This window comes from Paenibacillus sp. J22P218 (genome assembly GCF_056269195.1).
On record NZ_JBWDNL010000004.1, the window covers coordinates 568,805 to 590,669 of the forward strand.

Sequence of the window (21,865 nt, forward strand, 5' to 3'; positions counted from 1 at the left end):
TAACCACAGCATACTGAATTTTAGCGCCCGGTCAAACAAATCTAAAATAATGGGATAGGGTCAAAAATGGTGGCCTTTTTTTCCTATGCCCAATTTCTTACGATGGAAATGAAAGGAGGCAAAAGAGAAATGAAAACGTTTTTTCGGCAGTGGCAATTGCAAAGCATGGTCATTCCAGGCATTGTCTGGATGGTAATATTTTGTTATATCCCGATGTTTTGGCTCATTATTGCATTTATGGACTTCAGCATCGCGAAGCCTATGCTTCAATCACCCTTTGTCGGGCTAAAACATTTTGAGGATTTTATGACGGATGATCGCTTTTGGCGCTCGATCCGCAATACGCTCGGGATGAGCGCCATCAAGCTGCTGCTCGGCTTTCCGATCCCGATCCTATTTGCTCTGATGCTTAATGAGATACGCAATATTCGGTTTAAGCGTACCGTACAAACCATTTCGTATCTGCCGCATTTTATTGCCTGGACGATATTTGGCGGCATCATGCTCAATTGGCTGGGCGAGGGCGGCGTAATCAACCAGCTTATGCTGGCACTGGGATTGCAGGATCGGGAAATCCTGTTCAATAGCGATCCGAAGTACTTCTGGTGGATTACCTATTTCTCCGACACGCTGAAAGAAACCGGCTGGAGCGCCATTATCTACATTGCTGCCATAGCCGGCATTGACCCGGGACTGTACGAAGCCGCGGAGCTGGACGGAGCAAACCGCTGGCAGCGCATGTGGCATATTACCGTGCAGAGCATACGCCCTACCATCGCCATATTGTTCATTCTCGCTGTCAGCGGCATACTCGGCAGCAACTTTGAGCAAATCTTTATGCTTAAGAACAACATGAACATGAAGATGGCGGAAAGCCTGGACTTGTACATTTATAACATGGGTTTAGTATCCGGACGTCATTCCTTCTCGACAGCCGTCCTGTTTGTCCGCTCTATCGTTGCGCTGGGGCTATTGTTGCTAGCCAATTACACATCCAAAAAACTAACCGGCGACAGCATTTTCTAAAGGGAGGGGGACAAATACATGGATAGACGAAGAAGGTTGCGACAAATCGGACTGTTCGAGGTCATCAATACGTTGCTGATGCTGGCGATTTGCTTTACGACGCTGTATCCGATGTGGTTTGTATTCATCAACTCGCTTAACGCGCCGGAGCAAGCCACGCTCGGCACGGTCAATTGGTTCCCTAAGGAAATGTCGTTGGCCAGCTACAGTGTCGTGTTTAATGATAAAAGCATGATGAACGGTTTCTACATTACGACGCTGCGCACAGTCATTGGAACAGCGGTTCATGTGTTGTTTACCGCCATAGTGGCTTATGGATTGAGCAAGTCCAACCTGATCGGCCGCAAGGTGTATATGAAGATTGCCTTAATTACAATGCTCTTCTCCGGCGGTCTGATTCCCACGTTTCTTCTCATGACGAAGCTGGGCCTATATGATAGCTTTTGGGTATTCATCATTCCTGCTATGTATTCATTTTTCAATATGGTTATATTTATGAGCTTCTTCCGCACCATTCCAGACAGCTTGGAAGAATCCGCGAAGGTAGACGGCGCTTCGGATTACGGCGTTCTGTTCCGAATCGTATTGCCTAACAGCATGGCCGTTATTGCGACCATAGCGCTTTTCTCGGCCGTCTATCATTGGAACGATTATTACCAAGGGGTCATTTATATCCGCTCGCAGGACCAGCTGCCGCTGCAAACGCTTCTGTACAAGATTGTTGCGGAGAACTCCATGTCTTTCATGCAGCAGCAAGCGATGGCCCAATTCGGCGCAAGGCTGCCCGGCAACTCCATCAAGTTCGCATCCATGATGGTAGCGACGCTCCCTATTCTCGTGTTCTACCCCTTTATTCAGCGCTATCTCGTCAAAGGCGTAATGATCGGCGCGATCAAAGGGTGAGAAAACCTCCTATCGGAGTAATTCGAGGATGTGCGACCACGTTTAAGTGAAGGTTTTATCGCCAACCGGAATGATTTTCTATATGCTTAATCGCATTATAGAACTTAAACATTCCGATGTGGTAACAAATACAGCAATCGAAAAGAAAGGGTTGATTACGCATGAAAAAAGGGATGGTCGTAACACTGGCAATCATTTTGGCATTGATCATGGCCGCATGTACCAATTCCGGGGGGAATAACGAAAACACGCCGACCTCGCAGCCTGCGGACAACGCGAGCACCAATCAACCGGCGACCGACGAAGCCGCACTGGATCCCAATGTACCCGCATGGCAGCTGGATACCAGCCCTGTCGATTTGACTTGGTTCGTAGGCGCCAACTGGTATGGCCACACTTGGGGAGAAAGCTTGACCTCCAAGTATGTAACGGAGAAAACAGGCGTCAACGTGAAAATCGAAGTGCCTTCCGGCGAAGCGAACGAGCAGATTACGCTGATGATGACCTCCGGTCAGCTGCCGGACCTGATCTCGATGGGCTCATGGGAAAGCGCTGTCAAGAAGCTGTGGGAAGGCGATCACGTATACGCCTTGAATGAATTGGCTGAGCAATATGATCCTTACTTCTTCAAGGTAGCGGGCGACGGTACGCTAAAGTGGTATCGTCAACCAAACGGCAATACGTATGGTGTGCCGAACGATTCTTACAGCCCTAACCTCATGCACGAAACCGGCATGACGGCTGCCAACCAAACCTTTTTGGTACGGAAAGATCTGTACGAGGAAATGGGCAAGCCGGACTTGAGCACGCCGGATGGCTTCCTGAATGCACTTCAACTCATAAAGGATAAGTATTCCGAGTATAAAGGCCAGCCGATTAGTCCCTTCTTCGCACAGGGGAATGTCCCTTACGGCATGACCGAGTATTTGCAAAACCTGCTCGCCGTACCGCATGAGAAAGACGGCAAAGTATACGACCGCATGACCGATCCCGATTATGTCGCATGGTTGAAAACATTCCGTACGGCTTACGAGCGCGGACTCATTAATGTTGATTTCCTGGTTGATTCCGATACGCAGGTAGAGGAAAAAACGAACAATGCCCGTTATTTCATGATGGTTCGCGAGTGGACCGGCATGACGGCCGTCAACCCGATGCTGGCGGCAAGCGCAAACCCGGATTCTTATTACATCGCAGTCGATGGGCCTCAGAACGCCAATGGCGACAGCGCCAAGCTGTTCCCGGGCAACATGGACGGCTGGATGGTTACGATGATCAGCAAATCGACGAAAAACCCTGAACGCGCCATCCGTTTCTTATCTTACCTGGCGAGCGAGGAAGGCCAAAAGGATCTATTCCTCGGCAAAGAAGGCGAGACTTGGGACTCGGCAAGCGGCAATCCGAAGTTGAAGCCGGAAATGGTTCAATTGCTTGAAACCGACATTGCGAAGATGGAGAAGGATTACGGTATTCTCGATACGTACTGGATGATGCGCAATCCGGTCATCGTCAACCAATGGAGACCGGAGAAAGCTCCCGTTATCAAGCAAATGGAGGACTTCGCTAACGCGCAGGCCGATATCGACAGCGGCATCTACAAGGGCTTGGATCCGCTCGGCGACTCCGATGTCGCGGTAGCGTGGGCGCGCATCTCTCAGAACTGGGAGGAAACGCTGCCTGAGCTCATTACTGCCAAAGACGAAGCAGCCTTCGACAAAGTCTTCAACAGCTTCCTTGAGCGCCGCACAAGCTACGGTTTTGACCAAGTAGTGGAACACCGTCAGACCGAGCTGGATGCTCGCAAAGCCAAAATGGCCGAATAAAAATACGTCTATCTGAATGGCTACCAGCCACCGTCATGGTGGCTGGTATTCCTAGTTTTCTACCAGCCGCCTTGTAATATATGGTATATTACAGTGGTGGGGAGGGCATTTTGAATGAAGGATCTGCTGAACAAGATGAGAAAGCTTTACCGCAATTCCCGCATCTCTCAAAAGCTGTTTTTAGCCTTTAGCGTAATGTTTGCAATCCCTGCCATCTTGGTATCTTTTTTATTTATACGAACGCAGGAAATCCAGCTGTACAAAGACGCAATGACCGCTGGAAGCAGTCATGTTTCACGGTTAAACGATCAGCTGCGCAGCAGAATGGATATGCTTGAAAACGCTTCCTCAACTGCGCTGACGCAAAAAGCATTCGTCGATTTCATTCACTCCAATATGCGCGGGGATGGCCTTCGTCTTGTGAAATTCAGGCAAAATGAATACGAACAGATGCATAACATTATCCAAAGCTATGAGATGATCAGCGAGCTCAGCTTTTATGTCGATAATCCGAACGTGCATGAAATATGGCCCGAAATTTATCATTATGACAAGTTTTGGCCGCAGGACTACTGGGTGACCCTCCGGGAAGAAGGGGGGGCGGCATACCGCTTATTTGCTTTTAAGGATGGCGATCATACGTTGTCCTACTATCGGCTGGTGCGCCTTCAAGGTCAACAGCAGCAATTTCCGACCATCATGGAAGTTCGCGCTCAGCATAACGAGGTTTTTGGCGATATGCTGGACGAGAGCGGGGGAGACTTCTTTTCCGTCGTCGTGGACGGAACCAACCCTTCCAGGTACGTATACAATCCCGATCATGAATTTGCTCTTAACGCCGGCGAGGACTTAGGCGAAATCATTGACCATATCCATCGGCAGCTCGATGTGCTGCAGCAGGAAAGCCCCGTTAAAGTTACTTTCGGGGACCATACCTACTACGCGCTTTACCGGTACATTGCGCCGCTCAACGCTTATGTGGTGGATATCGCCTCCCATGAGGAGCTAATGAAAGGTCCGCGCAGCTGGTATGCGCTTGTTGTTGCGATTACCTTGTGCGTGCTGCTGCTCATTATGCTGCTCGTATCGCATACGACCCGGCGCATGTTACGCCGGTTGGACAGCGTAATTACCTCTATGCGCCAAGTGCGCAAGGGTCAACTGGATGCGAAGATTCATACTGGTCTGGATGACAATGAAACGGGCGATGAGATCGACGAAGTAGCCGTCAGCTATAACAACATGCTGGATGAGATCAAGACGCTCATGACGCAGGTCGTAGATAAGCAGTTAATTGCCAAAAACGCGCAGCTGCACTCGCTGCATTCGCAAATTAATTCGCACTTCTTGTATAACGCGCTGGAATCCATCCGTATGCATGCGGAGGTTCAGCGGCAGCCCGCCATCGCCGACGCACTCGTATCGTTAGGCTCGCAATTGCGCTACAGCATGCAGTGGCGCAGCGATACCGTCGCTCTTAGCGAGGAGCTGGCCAACATCCAAAGCTATATTGGATTTATCAACTTTATGGAGGGCGGCAGTATTGTTTTGACTGCGGATCTGCCTCCGGAGGTGCTTCGATACGCCATTCCGAAAATGTGCATGCAGCCGATCGTCGAAAATGCCGTTCGTCACGCCGCGCCTCCGGGAAGCGCTTTTAACATTCAAATTACCGTTTCGGTGGAGGACGACAGCTTGCTGTTGATTGAAATCCGAGATGACGGCGCAGGTGTCGAACCAGACATTCTATCCAGCCTGCAAGCTGCGCTGCAAGACGGGTCGGACACGCCGATCGTTGCCAGCAAGAACGGGCTCGGCTTGGAAAACGTCCATAAGCGGTTGCAGCTTCATTATGGCAAGGGGTGCGGTCTTTTGATTGACAGCGTGCAAGGTGCCTATACCTGCGTAACGATACGTTTGCCTTGGGAAAATGTGAATCTTGGAGGGTGGTAGGGCATGATTAATATTTTGATTGTGGATGATCAAAAGCATATACGAGACGGCCTGCAAGCCATGCTAAGCCAATTTCCTCTGCAGCTTGACAACCTTTACTGTGCAGCGAACGGAATCGAGGCGCTGGAACTATTGCGTCAACACAGCATTCAGCTTGTCATTACTGATATTATGATGCCGGATATGGATGGACTGGCGCTCATGGCGCAGACCAAACAGCAACACATCAAGGCGGATTTCCTGATTATTAGCGGCTACAGCGATTTTGCCTACGCCCAGAAAGCTATTGGACTTGGAGCCAAGGGTTATCTGCTTAAGCCTGTGAAACGGGAGGATCTGCAAGCTTCGATCGAGCATGTATGGCAAGAGATACAAACACGGCAGACGCTTTCGTTGAATATGGAGCATATCTCACGCCGCGCTCAGGAAACGGACCGCAAAGAGCTCGTTATGTTTATGCAAGGCGCGGCCAGCGACGAAGCATGGGTGCTTCAAACCGAACAGCAAAATCCTGAGCTTTGGAACAACTACCGTCTATGCCTGCTTCGGGAGGAGAAGTGGATTAACCAACCGGGGGCCAGCAGTGCCCATAGCATGGAATCCATTGCCTATCGCGTGTATGGCGGCTTAGGGTGTATATGCCTGCAGCATCGCCCGTACCTCATCCTCGCGGTTAATGCAGCCGTAGATACGGGAGCCTTGTCCGCCGCGCTTAAGGCAGGACAGATTGATGCCGTTGTAGCTATGACCGAAACACAGCATGGATTAAAGGAGCTTCCCGGCAGCTATACGCAAGTGCTGGAGCTATATCGCCACAGCTATCTGTTTCCCGATAAACGCTGCATTCAGAAAGTACACATTGAACGGCTGGAGCAGCAGTGGCAGCTCCCCTATGAAGAGCTTTATGCGCTGTTCCAATTAATCGGCGACAAAAATAGCGGCATGATCACACAGGGTGTTTCCATGCTTTTTCACAAAGATGTGCTGCAACGCTATCACATCCGCTACACGCAGCAGCTATGTCGAGCCGTCGTTCAGATGCTGGAGGAATACGAGCGGGTCATTCGCCCCTACATGGGGGAGGAGGCGCTGGATATGGAATGCCTGCGTAATCTGTTCGACTACCCAGGCATTCGCGATTATATTCAGGCGCTTCAACAGCAACTGCTTCGGTTGAACCAGTTTTATTACGAATACAAGTGCAGCTACCGCAACTCGCAGGACTTAAACGAAGCGATCCGCTATATACACGAGAGTTATCATAAGCCGCTTGACCTCGCGATGGTATCCAACCACGTATCGCTGAATTACGCTTATTTCTCGAACCTGTTCAAAAAAAATATCGGCAAAGGCTTTGCCGAATACCTGCGCGATGTGCGCCTGGATAAAGCGCGACGGCTCCTCGCCGAAACCGAGCATAAAATTGTCGAAGTGGCTACTATGGTCGGGTATGAGAACTACAAAAGCTTTACGCGCGCATTTCGCGAAGTGATGAACATGCAGCCAACGGAGTACCGGCAGCTGATGCGCCAGAAGGCGGAAAGAGAAAGAAGCTATCAGGACTGGGCGCGTTAAATCGTTTAATCCGAAAATAAGAAGAAACCCATGCGTTAGGAACGCTGGGTTTCTAAGATGAGCTGCTCCATCCCGACTAGGGATGGCGTTTGCTTTGCTTATATTATGCGATTAGCGTCCACACTCCGGCTTTGCCCGGAATTTCGCCTTTTGTCCACCATTTCGCTTTGTACGTATGCCCTTCATACACGACTTTATCACCGCCATTGTAGGCCTTTGCGCTGTTCCAAGTCGGAACGGCGTCTGTGGAAGCCGCCTTCCACACATCGGAATTATCCGGTTGTTCGCCCTTCGTCCACCAACCGGCTGTATATTCAATTCCGTTATACACGACTTTGTCGCCAGCTAAATACGTTTTCGCGTTATCCCATGCAGCGGTTGTTCCCGGTGCAGGAGTAACCGTCCCAGCCTTCGTTGTAACCGCCAGCGCGGCGCTAACCGCGGAGCGGTTATTAGCCGCATCGAGCGCAGCAACGGTATAAGAGTAAGCCGTGGAAGCTTTTAGCCCGCTATCCGCATAAGATCTGGAAGCTGTAGTGGTAATCAGCTTGCCGTCGCGATATACCTCGTATTTGGTCACACCAATATTGTCCGTGGCAGCCGCCCATGTTAGCGTTGCTGCCGATTCGGTTACGTTGCTGGCTGCCAATCCCGACGGCCGCGATGGCGCTTGCGTATCCGGCACCGGAATGACCGGTGGCAGAGTGCTTGCCGATACAGGAACGCTAGCCGCTGAACGATTGCCCACGTTATCCACCGCTACCACCGTATACGAATAGTTGGCATTGGCAGGCAAGCCGCTGTCCGTATACTCGGTTTTTGTCGTTGTGCCGAGTACCTTGCCGTCCCGGCTAACTTCATAATCCTTAATACCCGATGAAGCAGTCGAAGATGTCCATGACATCGTTATGCTGCTCTCCGTATGGCCGGAGCACCAGACGCTTGCCGGGAAGTTCGGCAACACCGTTGGTCCCGGATCCGGTGTCGTCGTTCCGCCGCCTTGTGTCAAATTCACATCGACTGCCTGATAAAAGGCGTTGTTCGTGTCCCCGATCTCCCAAACCCCTAGAATAATGTAATATCCCGTCCGGTCTGTCGGCACATTGCATTTATGCGTAACGGACATGGCAGGCTGCTTGTTGCCGCCATCCACAGTGCAGAATGGCTTCGATTCCAATTGGTCGCGGCTAAGCGGCTTATTAGGGTCCCAGCCAACTTTCGTTATGTAATAGTTCCAACCTTCCGTCACGTGATTGGCCGTTAGCTTCCAGGTGAACGAGTTTTCTCCACCCTTCATGTCAACCTTCTTCCAACGGTCGGACGACTGGGCATCCAGTTCCGTATATTTACCCGCTCCCGCAATCTGACCGTCCGCTGGCCCCGATACCGGAAAATCCCCTTTGCCCTCTGCGCTTTGCGGTTCGTATTGAATCTCTCCGCAGTCCTTGTTCGTTCCTTGATTGCACAGCAGCGTTCGACTAGCCGGCGATTCGATATAACCGTGTGCCGATGCTTTGCCTGCGAAAGCAAGCATGCAGGCCAATCCGACTACCATAAATCCGAATATAACCATTAGCTTTAATGAGCGAGTACCTAACGTCCGTTTTCCCCAAACCGATTGTTGCGTTAATACCATGTCGACTCACCTCGTATTTTGTATAATGCTGACGTTTCCAATCTTAACCAAACGCCGAATACGTAGCCAGTTTCCAAAGACCCACGGGGAGGTGTATTTATTGTTATAATCTGGCATGAGCAGAACCGAGATGCAAAAAGCATGATCATAGAACCATGTTTCATTTATTTTTCAACCAACAATAACCATAATTATAATGATAAAGAGAATGTTTCCTGTATTTAGTCCTGCTGTGAGATACGCCGATATTATCCGAAAGCACGAGAAGCATATATGTCCATTTTCCTATCTTTGCTGTCTCCTGCATCCATGGTCCGCCCTTCATCCCCGACAAAGCCCCTTCGCAGATTACTTCAGTCCCAGCTTAATAGCTAAATAGCAGTTACATTATTTACCGAATTTCAAAACTCGAATATGGCAAAATTGAGCAAGTGATTAATATCGGCACATGCCGGTATCATGATCATAGGCAAAAGCCAAAAAATTGGGTCATAACAAAAACAAATGTACCTATTCATAGGATTGTTCAATTCGATAGAATAAAGGTGTTCTCTCATGTAAGCGGTTACCTTTGTGCGCACACTGGACCGAAATACTTGGAGAATCCATTATTTTATTAAAGGAGGACAATTATGAAGCGAATTTATCATACGGAGAAGAGGTTTAAGCAGAAGGTATTCAGTTTGTTCTTAGCGGTAGCCATGATGACTAGTGTCGGGCTATTGCCAACTTCGACGATCCAAAGGGTCGAGGCAGCAGGAACAACCGTTACCTCCATGGCTTATTTCTCATCGGCAGACGGTCCCGTCATCTCCAAATCAGGGGTTGGGCAAGCCAGCTACGGGTTTGTCATGCCGATCTTCAACGGAGGCGCTGCTACTTGGAACGACGTGTCGGACGACGTAGGCGTCAAGGTTAAGGTAAGCGGCAGCTGGGTCGATATTGACAGTGTCAGCGGCTATATCTACAATCAAAACTGGGGACACTGGAGCGACGGCGGCGCGAACGGTTATTGGTTTACTCTCTCCGCAACGACCGAGATTCAGCTATACTCCAAGGCGAACGGGGTTACGCTGAATTACACGCTTGTCTTTCAGAACATAAATACGACAACCATTACAGCCATGACGCCTACGCAGGGGCCTCAGCTTACAGCTGGTTTTACGGGCGGCGCAGGCTTTACTTATCCGACCTTTAATAACAATCCGGCAATACCTTATGCAGCCGTGGCTGCAGATCTGAAGGTGTCCGTCAAACCTGTCAACAGCAGCACATGGATTGATATTAACAACAATGCAGCCAGCGGCTGGATCTATGACAGCAACTTCGGCCAATTCACCGAAGGCGGCGGCGGCTACTGGTTTACGGTAACAGAGTCCATCAACGTCAAGTTAGAATCGAAAACCTCCTCAGCTAACGTCGTGTATACGATCACCTTCAATCAACCTGTCAGAAACTCCTATGTCATTACTCCTTATGATGGAACGACCTATACAGCAGACGCAAGCGGCGTGATCGGCATACCGCTGCCTAAGATCGATGGGGGCGCACCAATAGGCACCGAGCTCGGAAACTTCGTCTACCAGATTAACGTGGCCGGCCAATGGGTAGCGATAAGCAACTCCAGTCTAAGCGGATTTGTATACGCCGGTAATGGCTACAATAACATGTCCGATGCCAATCAGTGGGGATATTGGGCCGATTACATCTACGGGCTCTGGTTCCAACCCATCCAAGAGGATATCCAGATCCGGATCGGCTATCCGTTGAACGGGCAGGCAGGCGGAAGCGTCGGCAACAACTACGTCACTTATACCTTTATCGGCAATCCCGATGCTCCGCGTCCGGATGTAACCGATCAAGAGGATATTACAATCGGAACGCCAAGCGATCCTGCCGTCAGCGGCATGAATCTCATTTGGCAGGATGAATTTAGCGGAACAGCGCTCGACACGAACAAATGGAATTACGAACAAGGCTATTACATCGGTAACGATCCCAATAGCTGGGGTTGGGGCAACGCGGAGCTGCAGCACTATACGAACAGCACGCAAAATGTATTCGTACAGGACGGGAAGCTGAATATTAAAGCTTTGAACGATCCAAAATCATTCCCGCAGGACCCAAGTCGGTATGCACAGTACTCCTCCGGCAAGATTAACACCAAGGATCATTTATCGTTCCAGTACGGAAGAGTGGACATTCGTGCCAAGCTGCCAACAGGCAATGGCGTCTGGCCGGCGCTATGGATGCTTCCGGAAGATTCCGTGTACGGTGCATGGGCGGCATCCGGCGAGATTGATATTATGGAAGCCAAAGGACGTTTGCCCGGCACGACGAGCGGTGCCGTACACTTTGGCGGACAATGGCCAGTGAATCGGTATATCGCCGGCGAATATCACTTCCCGCAAGGGCAAACCTTCGCCAACGATTATCATGTGTATTCGATGATCTGGGAAGAGGACGATGTGAAGTGGTACGTGGATGGCAAGTTCTTCTTTAAAGTAAGCAAGGAGCAATGGTATTCCGTAGCTGCGCCGAACAATCCGAACGCACCGTTCGATCAGCCTTTCTACCTTATTATGAATCTAGCGATCGGCGGGCACTTTGACGGCGGCCTATCCCCGGACCCAGCCGATATCCCTGCAACGATGCTCGTCGATTATGTGCGTGTCTATAAAGAAGGCAGCGGCGAAAATCCTGGCAACGTATCGGTTACCGGCGTAACGTTGAATCAGACTGCTGCACAGGTGGAGGTCGGACAGAGCGTCCAGCTAAGCGCCAGCGTGGCACCGTCTAACGCAACGAATACGCAGGTTACTTGGTCCTCTTCTAACAGCAGCGTCGCTTCCGTGAATCAGAGCGGCTTAGTGACCGGACTCGCTCCGGGTACAGCAACCGTTACAGTTACGACAGCAGACGGCAACAAAACTGCCGTCTCGACCATCACGGTCGTATCGCCGCCGACCACCGTTATCGTTATCGGCGATGCCGTGCGCGGTCTGAAGAAAACAGGCAATAACCTTCTGTTCTATGTGAATGGCGCGACCTTTGCTGATTTGCACTATAAAGTGAATAACGGCGGCCAGCTGAACGTAGCAATGACCACGACAGGGAACGGCAACTATACTTACCCTGTCAATAACCTGCAATACGGGGATACTGTCGAGTACTTCTTCACGTATAATCCGGGGCAAGGAGCACTGGATACAGCTTGGCAGACGTATGTCCATGGGGTAACGCAAGGGACTCCGGAGTAAATATCCAACAAAGTATAGTCCCCGGCCTTCTCACTGGTCGGGGACTATTTCTACTATAATGCTACATATTTAATACGGATTCGTCGCGATAAAGCTTGCCGTTTTCACGTAAATACGCGGATTGAGCTTCAACTGATTAACGATGAATTCAGCAATATCTTCCGGCTGCATAAACTTCGAATCATTGTTTTCTTTAATCAGGTTCAAGTCCAGCGCCAGATCTGTCGCAACCGTACTTGGGTTTAGAGCGGATACGCGAATATTGTTGCGACGAACTTCTTGCGCCAGCGATTCCGTAAAACCTATCACCGCGAACTTCGATGCGCTGTAGGCGCTTGAAGTAGCTGCTCCGCTTAATCCGCTAGTTGAGGAAATATTGATAATATCTCCGCCATTTTTTTCGATTAACTGCGGCAAAACCGCACGCGTTACATAGTAGGTGCCGAGCAAATTCGTATCAATTATACGTCTCCATTCTTCCGGATCCATCTCCAATACCGTACCGAATGTCGCAATTCCCGCATTATTTATCAAAATGTCTGCGTAACCTAAATTATTTTTTATGACTTCAACCGCTGCTTCTACTTGTTCTTTCGATGAAACATCAGCAGTTGCATAGGCTGCTTTAACGCCTAGCCCTTCCAATTCAGCGGCAACTTGTTGTAGAGCCGTTTCATTTCTTGCAATTAGACCGACGTTTACTCCTTCTTTTGCCAATGCAATCGCCGTTGCTTTGCCGATACCTCTTGCCGCACCGGTTACAATGGCTACTTTACCTTTTAATGATTGCGTCATGCAGGCAGCTCCTCTCCATTCTATATCTCCTTATCGATTATACTACGGTGCCATGCTTTTTGAACAAGAGACTACTGAGTCTCTGTCATTTTACCCTATTTATCCCCGAATTTATCCCCTGAGCGATCTACTCCGTATAGTTCGTCCATATGCTCCATATGTGCGGCTCCCCAATCGTTCAATGCTTGTAATACCGTGCTTAACCCTTTGCCGTATTGCGAAATCGAATATTCTACTTTCGGAGGGACTTGTTTGTACACCTCCCGATGTACGATATCGTTGTACTCAAGTTCTCTTAATTGTTGGGTAAGCATCTTTTTATTAATATCCGGTATGGCTCTTTGAAGCTCGCTGAATCTCATTGTATCGTTTGAAATAAGTTGAAGCAGAATGACAGGTTTCCATTTTCCTATTAAAATATCCAACGCCGATTTAAATTTACAATATTCTTTCATTGAAATCCCCCCTTTCCTTTTGCTTGGCAAAGGTAACTTTTTATATACCATGTTTAGATAAAGTGCCTACTTCCTCGAATGGATGACTAGGGCTATTATACCTTTAGCGGATAGCGAATAAGTAGTCGGGAGGTTAGCAATATTTATGAATATCGCATTATGGATCGTTTCAGGACTTGCAGCATTAGCGTTTATCTACTCAGGATCGTTGAAGGTTTTTCAATATGAAAAAGCCAAGGCGTCATGGGGTTGGGTAAAAGACGTATCCAAAGGATTCGTCGTCTTTATCGGGTTGGCAGAGTTGTTAGGGGCAATCGGAATTATTCTGCCACAAGCGTTGAATGTCGCACCTGTATGGACGCCAATTGCCGCAACCGCACTTGCCGCGGTCGTTCTCCTTGGCGCCCTGCTCCATGTTAACCGTAAGGAATATCGTGAAATCGGCGTGAACATCGTTTTCTTTGCTTTAGCCGTAATCGTTGCGATCGGTCGTTTCTAATCCTGCGAACTTTTAGGAAAACGGAGGTTCCCATAGCTTCTTTTTCCATCCAAAGGTATTGCCGGTCACCTGCAAATGGTCATCCAGCGTAATATCCACTCCAAAGGGAAGCTTCTCTCCATGCCGAAAACGGACGTCCCGCAGCTCTACCATGTAACCGTTCTGAACCTTTTGCCAAGAAATGTGCACGCGATGCGCAAAGGCAAGAAAGCTGCGGACGCCGTCACTGCCCATAACCGCTTGAACGATATCGTTCGGCTCTCCCTTTTGGAATATCGTTTCTTCCCTTAGAAAAGTGCCGCGGATCGATCCCGTAATATAGGTCTGCTCCGTTTCGTGAACGTATCCCCAATTATGGGGCAACCACTTGGGAATTAAGAAGGAATCCCCTTCGACTCCATAACGCCTTCGAACCATATGCAGCATCAAACGATGAATCGCAATGCGGTATCCGATGAAGAGAAAGGTGATCACGTATAAAAGAGGAAATACAAACTGTGCCGGAATGACGCCAAACAGCCATAACAACAAACCCGCTAAATGAAGTCCGAATAGGACAGGGTCAAAAATGGGGATCGCGTCGCCGTGAAACCATTTCCTTGAGATCGGCCGGAAACATTGCACGCCATACGCATTGAAGAAATCGAGAAAAACATGAAGCACGACACCGGCCATTGTCCAGAGGAACAGCGGAATCATATAATCCCAAGCATGAAATAGATACGCAATTAATGGAGTAAGTATAACCGGCCAACCTGCTAGCATCGGCAATGAGTGGCTGAATCCCCGATGATGCAATAAATAGGATTCATATCCGCGTATACGAATGGCGATGTCGAAATCAGGAGCATTCGAGCCAATGATAGCCGCCGCGAATAATCCGTACACAACGGATGAATGATCACCGACTGCAGGACCGGATAAAACCATTGCCAATCCACCTAAAGTGACGCCGAGAAGAAGATGGCTTGCGGTGTCCATATCAATCACCTCTTCACCCATATTAATTTCAATTTGATCTGCTAAGGCCTATCGTTAATGGAACTTCCGGTGTTATGGAAGGACGTCCGAGAGACATATAGTGAATGCCATATTGCTCACAATTTGCGGCCATGACCACAGTGTCCAGCATATTTCTAGCGTCCAAAATGTAAGGCGACCTCATCATCCGCCTCAATCTGCCCCAGTCCAAGTCGCCGAACTGATCCCATTCGGTTACAATCAACACGCAATCGCTCTCCGCAGCTGCCGCATACATATCCGTGGCGAGAGTAATCTGCCGGTCCGGCAAGCGCGTAACAACCGGGTCGTATGCCGTTATACGCCCCCCGGCTTCTTGCAGCATCGAACAAATCTTAAGGGCGGGCGATTCACGAGTATCATCGGTATTCGGCTTAAAGGCCAATCCATATATCGTAAAATGCTTATCGTTCAAAGTTCCGCCAAAGACGCTTTCCAGCTTTTTGCGAATGACCTGAACACGCCGCCTGTTGATTGCTTCGGTTGCTTTCAGCAATTCCATATCCAAATGCTCTCGCGCAGCTAGCGCCATTAGCGCGCGAAGATCCTTGGGGAAGCAAGAGCCGCCATATCCGGCGCCGGCGCGCAGAAACTCGGAACCAATGCGGCGGTCTAGACCTATCCCTTCCGCAACAGCATCTATTGAAACGCCAAGCGCATCGCATAAATCAGACATCATGTTGGCATAAGATATTTTCATGGCCAAGAAGGCATTGGAAGCACACTTCATCAACTCTGCTTCCCTTAACCCGCATCTTATCTTAGGCGATTGAATTGGCGCAAAGATCTCTTCCAGCCGATTATGCGTTTCTGGACTGGAAGCGCCGAAAACCATTCGATCCGGAGCAAGAAAATCCCGGACAGCAGATCCTTGTCGCAAAAACTCGGGATTATGGGCAACAGCAATGCGGGAGGAAGAGGGAAGTCGTTTGCGGAGATAAGCTTCGATTTGTTCGCATGTTCCTGCAGGGACCGTACTTTTGATGATTAAAAGTCCATCATCCGGCAGCATCGGTGTTATTGCATATACGGCCGACCATAAGGCGGAAAGATCCGCTTCACCAGACTCGGATGAAGGGGTGCCGATGGTCACAAAGACCACGTCGCTGCAAGATACGGCGGCCGCTGCATCAATCGAGTAATCCAGCAGTCCCTCAAGTTCCGCATCGCGGATCATGTCCTCAAGCCCCGGCTCCCAGATCGGCATTCCGCCAGATTTGAGCAGCCTAATTTTATCTTTATTAACATCTACGCACACCACTTGATGTCCAAGTCGAGCCAAGGCTGCCCCGGTGACCAACCCGACATATCCCGTACCCATGACTGTCATTTTCAAGCGGATTCACCCTCTCCCTGTATGCGTCCGCTTCCGGCTTCCTCCGAATTCTGCTCCGCTTCCACAATCTGCTGACAGCGAGTGTATATCGACTGCATTGCTTTCTCCCAAGTGCGGGATTGCGCATGCTCCCTCGCCTCCGCACGGAACGATTGCCATTTGTCTGGTTCGTCGAACCAGTCGGTCAATGCCGCAAGAAAGCTCTCTACATTTCCCGCTTGAGCGTGCAGCCCAGTCCTGCCATGTTGGACAATTTCGGTCACGCCCCCCTTGTCGGCTACTATAGCAGGAAGACCGGAGGCCGCAGCCTCCAACACGACATTGCCAAAGGTTTCCGAGGAAGAAGGAAAAACAAATAAATCGGAGGAGGCATACCATTCTGCAAGCTCCTCCCCGCTCCGGTAGCCGGTAAAGGTAACATTCTGCGGAGCTTCCTTGCGGCCTTCTTCCATCATCGGACCATCGCCAACGACAAGCCAGTGCACCTGACAGCGAATGCGGTCCGGCAGCCGATGCATTAATTGAAGCAAAACATCCAGATCTTTCTCAGGAGCCAATCGCCCAACGAATAGCAGGAGATATCTCTCCTTAATCCCGTAAAGCTCACGAACACGGTCGGAACGCTTCAGTGGCGTGAATCTGTCGCAGTCAACCCCCCTCGACCATAACTGGGCTTCATTTAATCCCTTGGATTGCAAAAGATGAATGGTCTCATGCGAAGGCGCGAAGATGGCGCGGCAATTACGATGAAACCATTTCATATAAGACCAGTACCAGGAATGCGCGAACGGAAACCAATAAGACTCGAGATACTGGTCGAAATGGGTATGATACGAGGCAACGATGGGGATATGAAGCTTCTGAGCGGCATACATTCCGGCCAGACCTACATTAAATGGGGTAGCAACATGAACAATGTCTGGTTTGAATTCAGCAAGTTCATTGCGTATACGCAGCAAATTGGGAATAACGAATCGATGCTCCGGATAAGCCCAGAAGGGGATACTGGCCAGCCGACACACCAGATCCTCATAGACAGGCTCTGGCTCCGTAGGTACGAACAGCTTGCAATTGGCACTCTGCATGGACAGGTAGTCGGTCCAGCGCTTTAAAGTAAGCGCGACGCCATTCACCTGGGGGACAAACGTGTCTGAGAAAACAGCAATCCTCATCCATTCACTCCCTTTTTCAGACCTGTATTTGGATCTATCCCCAAAGTAGCACGCAATCATTATCGCTGCTTTATCGCCAAGTAATGTTTATGCAAATTTCGGACTTGCCCGTGTAATAACTCTTAAACTGAGCTTCTTTATACATGCAATTGCGCAAGGGGTGGAATACTATTAAAAAACATAAGAAAAAGGTGAATAGATTGACGAATGCAACAACCGAAGACCAAGAAGCGATCGAAACCGTTCGCGAGTTAATCAAAGATATTAAAACGGCTATGCTGACTACGATATCGGAGGATGGACTCGTTTCGCGCCCCATGAAAACCCAAGACGTCGAGTTCGATGGAGACCTGTGGTTCCTGACTAAGAAAGACACCGGAAAGTTCCACGAATTGCTCCAGAAACGACAAGTCAACGTAGCTTATGCAGGCAAATCCTTTGTTTCTATTCGCGGCGAAGCCGAGTTGGTGGAAAGCACCGAAAAGCTGAAGCAGTTCTGGAATCCGATGTACGAGGAGCTGTTGGAAACGTCCTATGACGATCCTAATCTCGTTCTCATTAAGGTGAAGGCAGAAACGGCCGAATATTGGGATTCCGGCAACAAGTTCAAAATGGCGAAATTCTTGTTCCGAAGGCTGATGGGCAAAAATACGGAAGGTACGGACATTAACAAGATCGTGGAGTTAAATTAGCCGTTCTAGCCACGAGTATATGCAAAGAAACCGTTCCTTTCGTAAATGGTAAGCTAAGCTTCCATTCTACGGAGAAACGGTTTCTTTTGTTTATTTAGAGTTAAATCGACTCTTACTTGACGATGATCAGCCGGGTCTCGCCGCTGAGATCGTGTAGCGCCTCGAACGATTGCGATGCGGAGCGAATGGCGTCAGCTGCCCAATGGTAGGCTGGTACGTCGGACCAAGCCAAACCATCTTCCACGAGCGGTGGACGACCGAGCACACCGTTCAGTACTTTAACCGCCTCGGCACGCGTCACGCTAGCATTAGGACGGAAGCTGCCGTCCGGATAACCGACTAACCACCCTTCCCGCTCGGCTGAAGCAATGGCCTCGGAAGCCCAGTGGGAATCCGCGTCGGCAAAGTCGGTGCCCCCGATTGGCTGCACCTTGCGCCACCGTACAAGCACGGTAGCCAGCTCCGCTCGCGTCAGCTGATCACCCGGACGGAACAGGCCGTTCGATCCCCCGCCCATCCATCCGGCAGCAGTCACATAGTCGATAGCCTCGGACGCCCAGTGCGTTTGCGGCACATCGCCGTAAGCAGCAACGTCGTCGCCGCTTTTAGTAACGGCTTCTGACGTAGACAACTTCATGAGAAGAGCCGCTAACTCCGCTCGCGTTATCGTACGCGAAGGAGCAAAGCTGCCGTCGGCATAGCCGTTAATGTAGCGTTCATACGTAACAGCTACCGGCTCAGCTTGCAGCACCATCATGCAGCCTGAAGCGCCGGCGTCAACCACGATACCTGTTGCGCGTCCTTGCGAATCGTAACGGACTGTGCCCGCTGAGATTGTTTTCGAATCGCTGCCGCTTTCCATGAAGACGGCGAGCTTACTCAACGCTATGGCGTCAAGTCCTTCCGGTAAAGGAATAACCATTACATCATTGACAGCAGTACCTGCTGCGTTAGTTGTAAACGATAAAGGTACACCCACTTGCTTAAGCTGCCACTCCTTAGAGCGGGTTGCGGTTGCATCGGCAAGCAGCTGTTTGGCATCCGTTGGCTGGCGCAGCGCCTTTAGCTGCACGACTAACTCACTGACCCCGTCAGCCGCAAATCCGGCTGGCATTTCATAAATAGCATCGCCAGTATCCAAAGTAAGCCTAATACCTCGCTCCTTTAGCTGGGACTGCGCCTTTGCCGACAACGTAAGTGTAACCGCGTCGATCTGTGGAGCGGACTCGCCATCTGGTTCAATACGCAGCTCGTTCTCCCCGCTTGCCCGTGCAAGAACGGCGATTGCCGCTGCATCGTCCAGCTTCAGATCATACCTAATCCAGCCATCGGGGCTGCTTGTGATCGTTTCGTTCAGCCCCGTCGTAAGCTTGCCGTTCAGTACCGCGATAAACACGTTTTTTTGCACGCTTCCAGGTGCTGTATTCGCACTCCGAATATTATCAATTCGTATCTTCTCTACCACTTCGTTGCCGGCAATATCACGAACGTAGACCGTATATATTCCGTTCTTCGTCACATCGAACTGCATCTCTTCCGTAATATCATCGCTTAACCCTTCACGGAAAAAACCGGTCGGCCGATCTCCCGCTGCCCACAAAATAACGTCAATCGAATTGCCCGTGCCCAAGGCGGCGGCTTCCACTGCTACAGAAACTTTATCGCCAACAGGCGCGGTCGTCCCGGGACGCAGCAGCACCGTAGGAACGTCGTTCATTATGTTCGTCACGCTAATCTGACGAAGCGTTTCATTGCCCGCATTGTCGAAAGCCATAACGGTGTATGTTCCATTCGATTCCACGGTAAATTCGCCGTCCTCGACCTCGCTGGAAGGCCACGGACTATCAAAATCCGGTTCGGTTGCAGACCATCGCACCTCGCGGAGGCCGCTTTCAGCATCCTCGGCAGTCACTGTGATCGTCACGTAATCGTTAGTCGGCGCGGTAACGTCCGGCGTCAACGTCAGCGTAGGTGCTGCAAGGTCAATATTGGTTATATCAATATTAGATATCTTCTCATTGCCAACCGTATCCCGGGCATATACCGTATATTGTCCATTCTCGCTCGCTTCGAATGCCCGATCGGCAAGAATGTCCTGACCGCCGCCGTCAGTAAAATACAAGATCTCCTGGTCACCTTCGGCCCAGAGGAGCACAACAATCGCGTTTCCTTCATCCTCCCCATCGGCCTGTGCTTCAATCTCTACCAGTACCGTATCATTCGTCGGCGTCTCCGGGTAAGCCGTCAGCGTTAATTCAGGCTCCGTCTTGAATACATTTGACACTGTAATGGTGGTTATCGCATAATTGCCAGCCGTATCTTCCACATATACAGAATAAGTGCCTCTATCGGTTGCAAAAAATTGACTGGCAAACGAGGTTCCGTTTCCTGTCTGAAAATACGACGCATTCTGCAAGCCCGCAGCCCATAGCTGCTTGTCTATAGCAACATCATCGGCAACCGTCGCCGTCACTGCAATATCGGCGTTCGTCGGTGCAGTCGCACTGGCCGTAAGCGAAACGGTCGGATTTGTAAGGTCAATGTTCGAGACGGTTATGGAAAGCATAGCAGGGTTGCCAAGCTGATCCTGCGCATACACCGTATAGGGCCCGTTAGCTGTCGCCGTAAAGCTTCCCGTAAACGTCGTTCCTTCTGTTAGGAGATAATAACCCGATTGCGTGCCTGGTGCCCACTTCATCAGTCCAACACCGATTCCAGCATCGCTCGCCGTAACCTGTACCGTCACATCCTCATTTGTCGCACCCGCGGGAGACAGCGAATGGGAAAGGGATGGCGCCGTTTGGTCAACTATGAAGGATGAACCGTCCGTCGTCCCGTATTGAACCTGTCCCGGAACTCCCTCCTCCGAATAAAACGCAGCGGATACCGACAAATTTCCATCAGGAACTTGTGATGTGGTTATAGTAAGGACGGCGTTCCAACTCGTGCCGCTTCCCGCTACCGGCATATCATTGCCGGCCATCTCCAGAACAGGTCTCGCAATCGGAATATCCGTATGCAGCGTAAGAATCACCGCATTGCCGTTCTTCACATAACCGTCTTGGCCGTTAGCGGATGTGAGCTCCAACGAAATAACGGACGGAATCGTACGCGCAAGCGTGTATGCCGTAAATGTTTCGTTTTTAATTTGATTCCAGCCGTCGGTGAAAGAAACAATCGTTGCCCACAGCGCGTTGGACGGAATGTCCAACGCATTCGTAGCGGTTAGAACTTCGGTTCCGTTAACCGAATAATGATAGACCGTATCGCCAATAGGTACCGCTGCGACTTGAAAGGATGAAATCGTTACCCAAGTCGCCGTTGGCGGAATACTCATCGGGTCGGTTGTCTCATCGATTTCGCCAAAATCGCTATAAGTAAACACTTCGTCCCAGCTATTGCCCCAACCCGTATCATTAATATTGGAAGGCGTAATCCAATCGGCATCGGACGGAGGAGCAGCGCTTTGCTGTACGACACCGCCCGAGCTGAACGTGTACTCGGTGACGTAGCCGTCATAAACATCGTTGGTCTCATTCTGGAAGCCGGTCATGACTTCTCCTGTAACAGCAGTCGCGGCACTAACCGGATTTACCATAGCGGCTGTCGCAAGCGAACCAATTAGCGGCAACAGCAGCGTAACGGCTGCCAGAGTGAATAATAGGCTTCTTTTTGGCATACGATTATTCCTTTCGTTTGTAAAATCATTGCACTTGCAAT

Annotated in this window: 15 protein-coding genes; 8 read left to right on the top strand and 7 right to left on the bottom strand. The window is 50.1% G+C overall.

Annotated features, from left to right (window positions below; genetic code table 11):
- The first annotated feature begins 129 nt into the window (after positions 1-129).
- The 5 genes from AC0YN0_RS20650 to AC0YN0_RS20670 all read left to right on the top strand — a co-directional run bounded on the left by AC0YN0_RS20650 (position 130) and on the right by AC0YN0_RS20670 (position 7,280).
- Complete coding sequence (locus AC0YN0_RS20650) at positions 130-1,026, top strand: ABC transporter permease (protein ID WP_442048552.1); 897 nt, start codon at positions 130-132, stop codon at positions 1,024-1,026.
- Between the two features lie 18 nt (positions 1,027-1,044).
- Positions 1,045-1,929, top strand: coding sequence for a carbohydrate ABC transporter permease (locus tag AC0YN0_RS20655; RefSeq protein ID WP_442048551.1), 885 nt, complete (start codon positions 1,045-1,047; stop codon positions 1,927-1,929).
- Between the two features lie 161 nt (positions 1,930-2,090).
- Positions 2,091-3,752: an extracellular solute-binding protein gene (locus AC0YN0_RS20660; protein ID WP_475822938.1), complete on the top strand. Its 1,662-nt coding sequence runs from the start codon at positions 2,091-2,093 to the stop codon at positions 3,750-3,752.
- A 114-nt stretch (positions 3,753-3,866) separates the two neighbouring features.
- Positions 3,867-5,705 (top strand): sensor histidine kinase, encoded by a 1,839-nt coding sequence (locus AC0YN0_RS20665; RefSeq protein ID WP_475822939.1) that lies wholly within the window; start codon positions 3,867-3,869, stop codon positions 5,703-5,705.
- 3 nt (positions 5,706-5,708) lie between these two features.
- Entirely contained in the window at positions 5,709-7,280 is a 1,572-nt protein-coding gene (locus AC0YN0_RS20670) for a response regulator transcription factor (protein WP_475822940.1), read from the top strand.
- A 103-nt stretch (positions 7,281-7,383) separates the two neighbouring features.
- Here the strand turns inward: AC0YN0_RS20670 and AC0YN0_RS20675 are convergent, their stop codons facing one another.
- A complete protein-coding gene (locus AC0YN0_RS20675) occupies positions 7,384-8,916 on the bottom strand; it encodes a lytic polysaccharide monooxygenase (RefSeq protein WP_475822941.1) in 1,533 nt (510 codons plus the stop codon).
- A 632-nt stretch (positions 8,917-9,548) separates the two neighbouring features.
- Between AC0YN0_RS20675 and AC0YN0_RS20680 the strand changes: the two genes are divergently transcribed.
- Positions 9,549-12,176: a family 16 glycosylhydrolase gene (locus AC0YN0_RS20680; protein WP_475822942.1), complete on the top strand. Its 2,628-nt coding sequence runs from the start codon at positions 9,549-9,551 to the stop codon at positions 12,174-12,176.
- Positions 12,177-12,245: 69 nt separating this feature from the next.
- Here AC0YN0_RS20680 and AC0YN0_RS20685 read toward each other — a convergent pair whose 3' ends face one another.
- Both AC0YN0_RS20685 and AC0YN0_RS20690 read right to left on the bottom strand, forming a co-directional pair.
- Positions 12,246-12,971 (bottom strand): 3-ketoacyl-ACP reductase, encoded by a 726-nt coding sequence (locus AC0YN0_RS20685; protein ID WP_475822943.1) that lies wholly within the window; start codon positions 12,969-12,971, stop codon positions 12,246-12,248.
- Positions 12,972-13,066: 95 nt separating this feature from the next.
- Positions 13,067-13,426: a winged helix-turn-helix transcriptional regulator gene (locus AC0YN0_RS20690; RefSeq protein WP_475822944.1), complete on the bottom strand. Its 360-nt coding sequence runs from the start codon at positions 13,424-13,426 to the stop codon at positions 13,067-13,069.
- Between the two features lie 145 nt (positions 13,427-13,571).
- Between AC0YN0_RS20690 and AC0YN0_RS20695 the strand changes: the two genes are divergently transcribed.
- Entirely contained in the window at positions 13,572-13,925 is a 354-nt protein-coding gene (locus AC0YN0_RS20695) for a DoxX family protein (protein WP_475822945.1), read from the top strand.
- A 12-nt stretch (positions 13,926-13,937) separates the two neighbouring features.
- On the opposite strand, the gene AC0YN0_RS20700 is transcribed toward AC0YN0_RS20695, so the two are convergent.
- From AC0YN0_RS20700 to AC0YN0_RS20710, 3 genes are read right to left on the bottom strand one after another with little or no spacing between them, the layout of a single operon-like run.
- Positions 13,938-14,906, bottom strand: coding sequence for a metal-dependent hydrolase (locus tag AC0YN0_RS20700; RefSeq protein WP_475822946.1), 969 nt, complete (start codon positions 14,904-14,906; stop codon positions 13,938-13,940).
- A gap of 28 nt (positions 14,907-14,934) precedes the next feature.
- Complete coding sequence (locus AC0YN0_RS20705) at positions 14,935-16,275, bottom strand: UDP-glucose dehydrogenase family protein (protein ID WP_475823042.1); 1,341 nt, start codon at positions 16,273-16,275, stop codon at positions 14,935-14,937.
- Positions 16,276-16,277: 2 nt separating this feature from the next.
- On the bottom strand, positions 16,278-17,453 hold the full coding sequence (locus AC0YN0_RS20710; protein WP_475822947.1) for a glycosyltransferase family 4 protein: 1,176 nt from the start codon (positions 17,451-17,453) through the stop codon (positions 16,278-16,280).
- A 200-nt stretch (positions 17,454-17,653) separates the two neighbouring features.
- On the opposite strand from AC0YN0_RS20710, the gene AC0YN0_RS20715 reads away from it, so the two are divergent.
- Positions 17,654-18,145 (top strand): pyridoxamine 5'-phosphate oxidase family protein, encoded by a 492-nt coding sequence (locus tag AC0YN0_RS20715; RefSeq protein WP_475822948.1) that lies wholly within the window; start codon positions 17,654-17,656, stop codon positions 18,143-18,145.
- Positions 18,146-18,257: 112 nt separating this feature from the next.
- Here AC0YN0_RS20715 and AC0YN0_RS20720 read toward each other — a convergent pair whose 3' ends face one another.
- Positions 18,258-21,824: an S-layer homology domain-containing protein gene (locus AC0YN0_RS20720; RefSeq protein WP_475822949.1), complete on the bottom strand. Its 3,567-nt coding sequence runs from the start codon at positions 21,822-21,824 to the stop codon at positions 18,258-18,260.
- Positions 21,825-21,865: the final 41 nt, after the last annotated feature.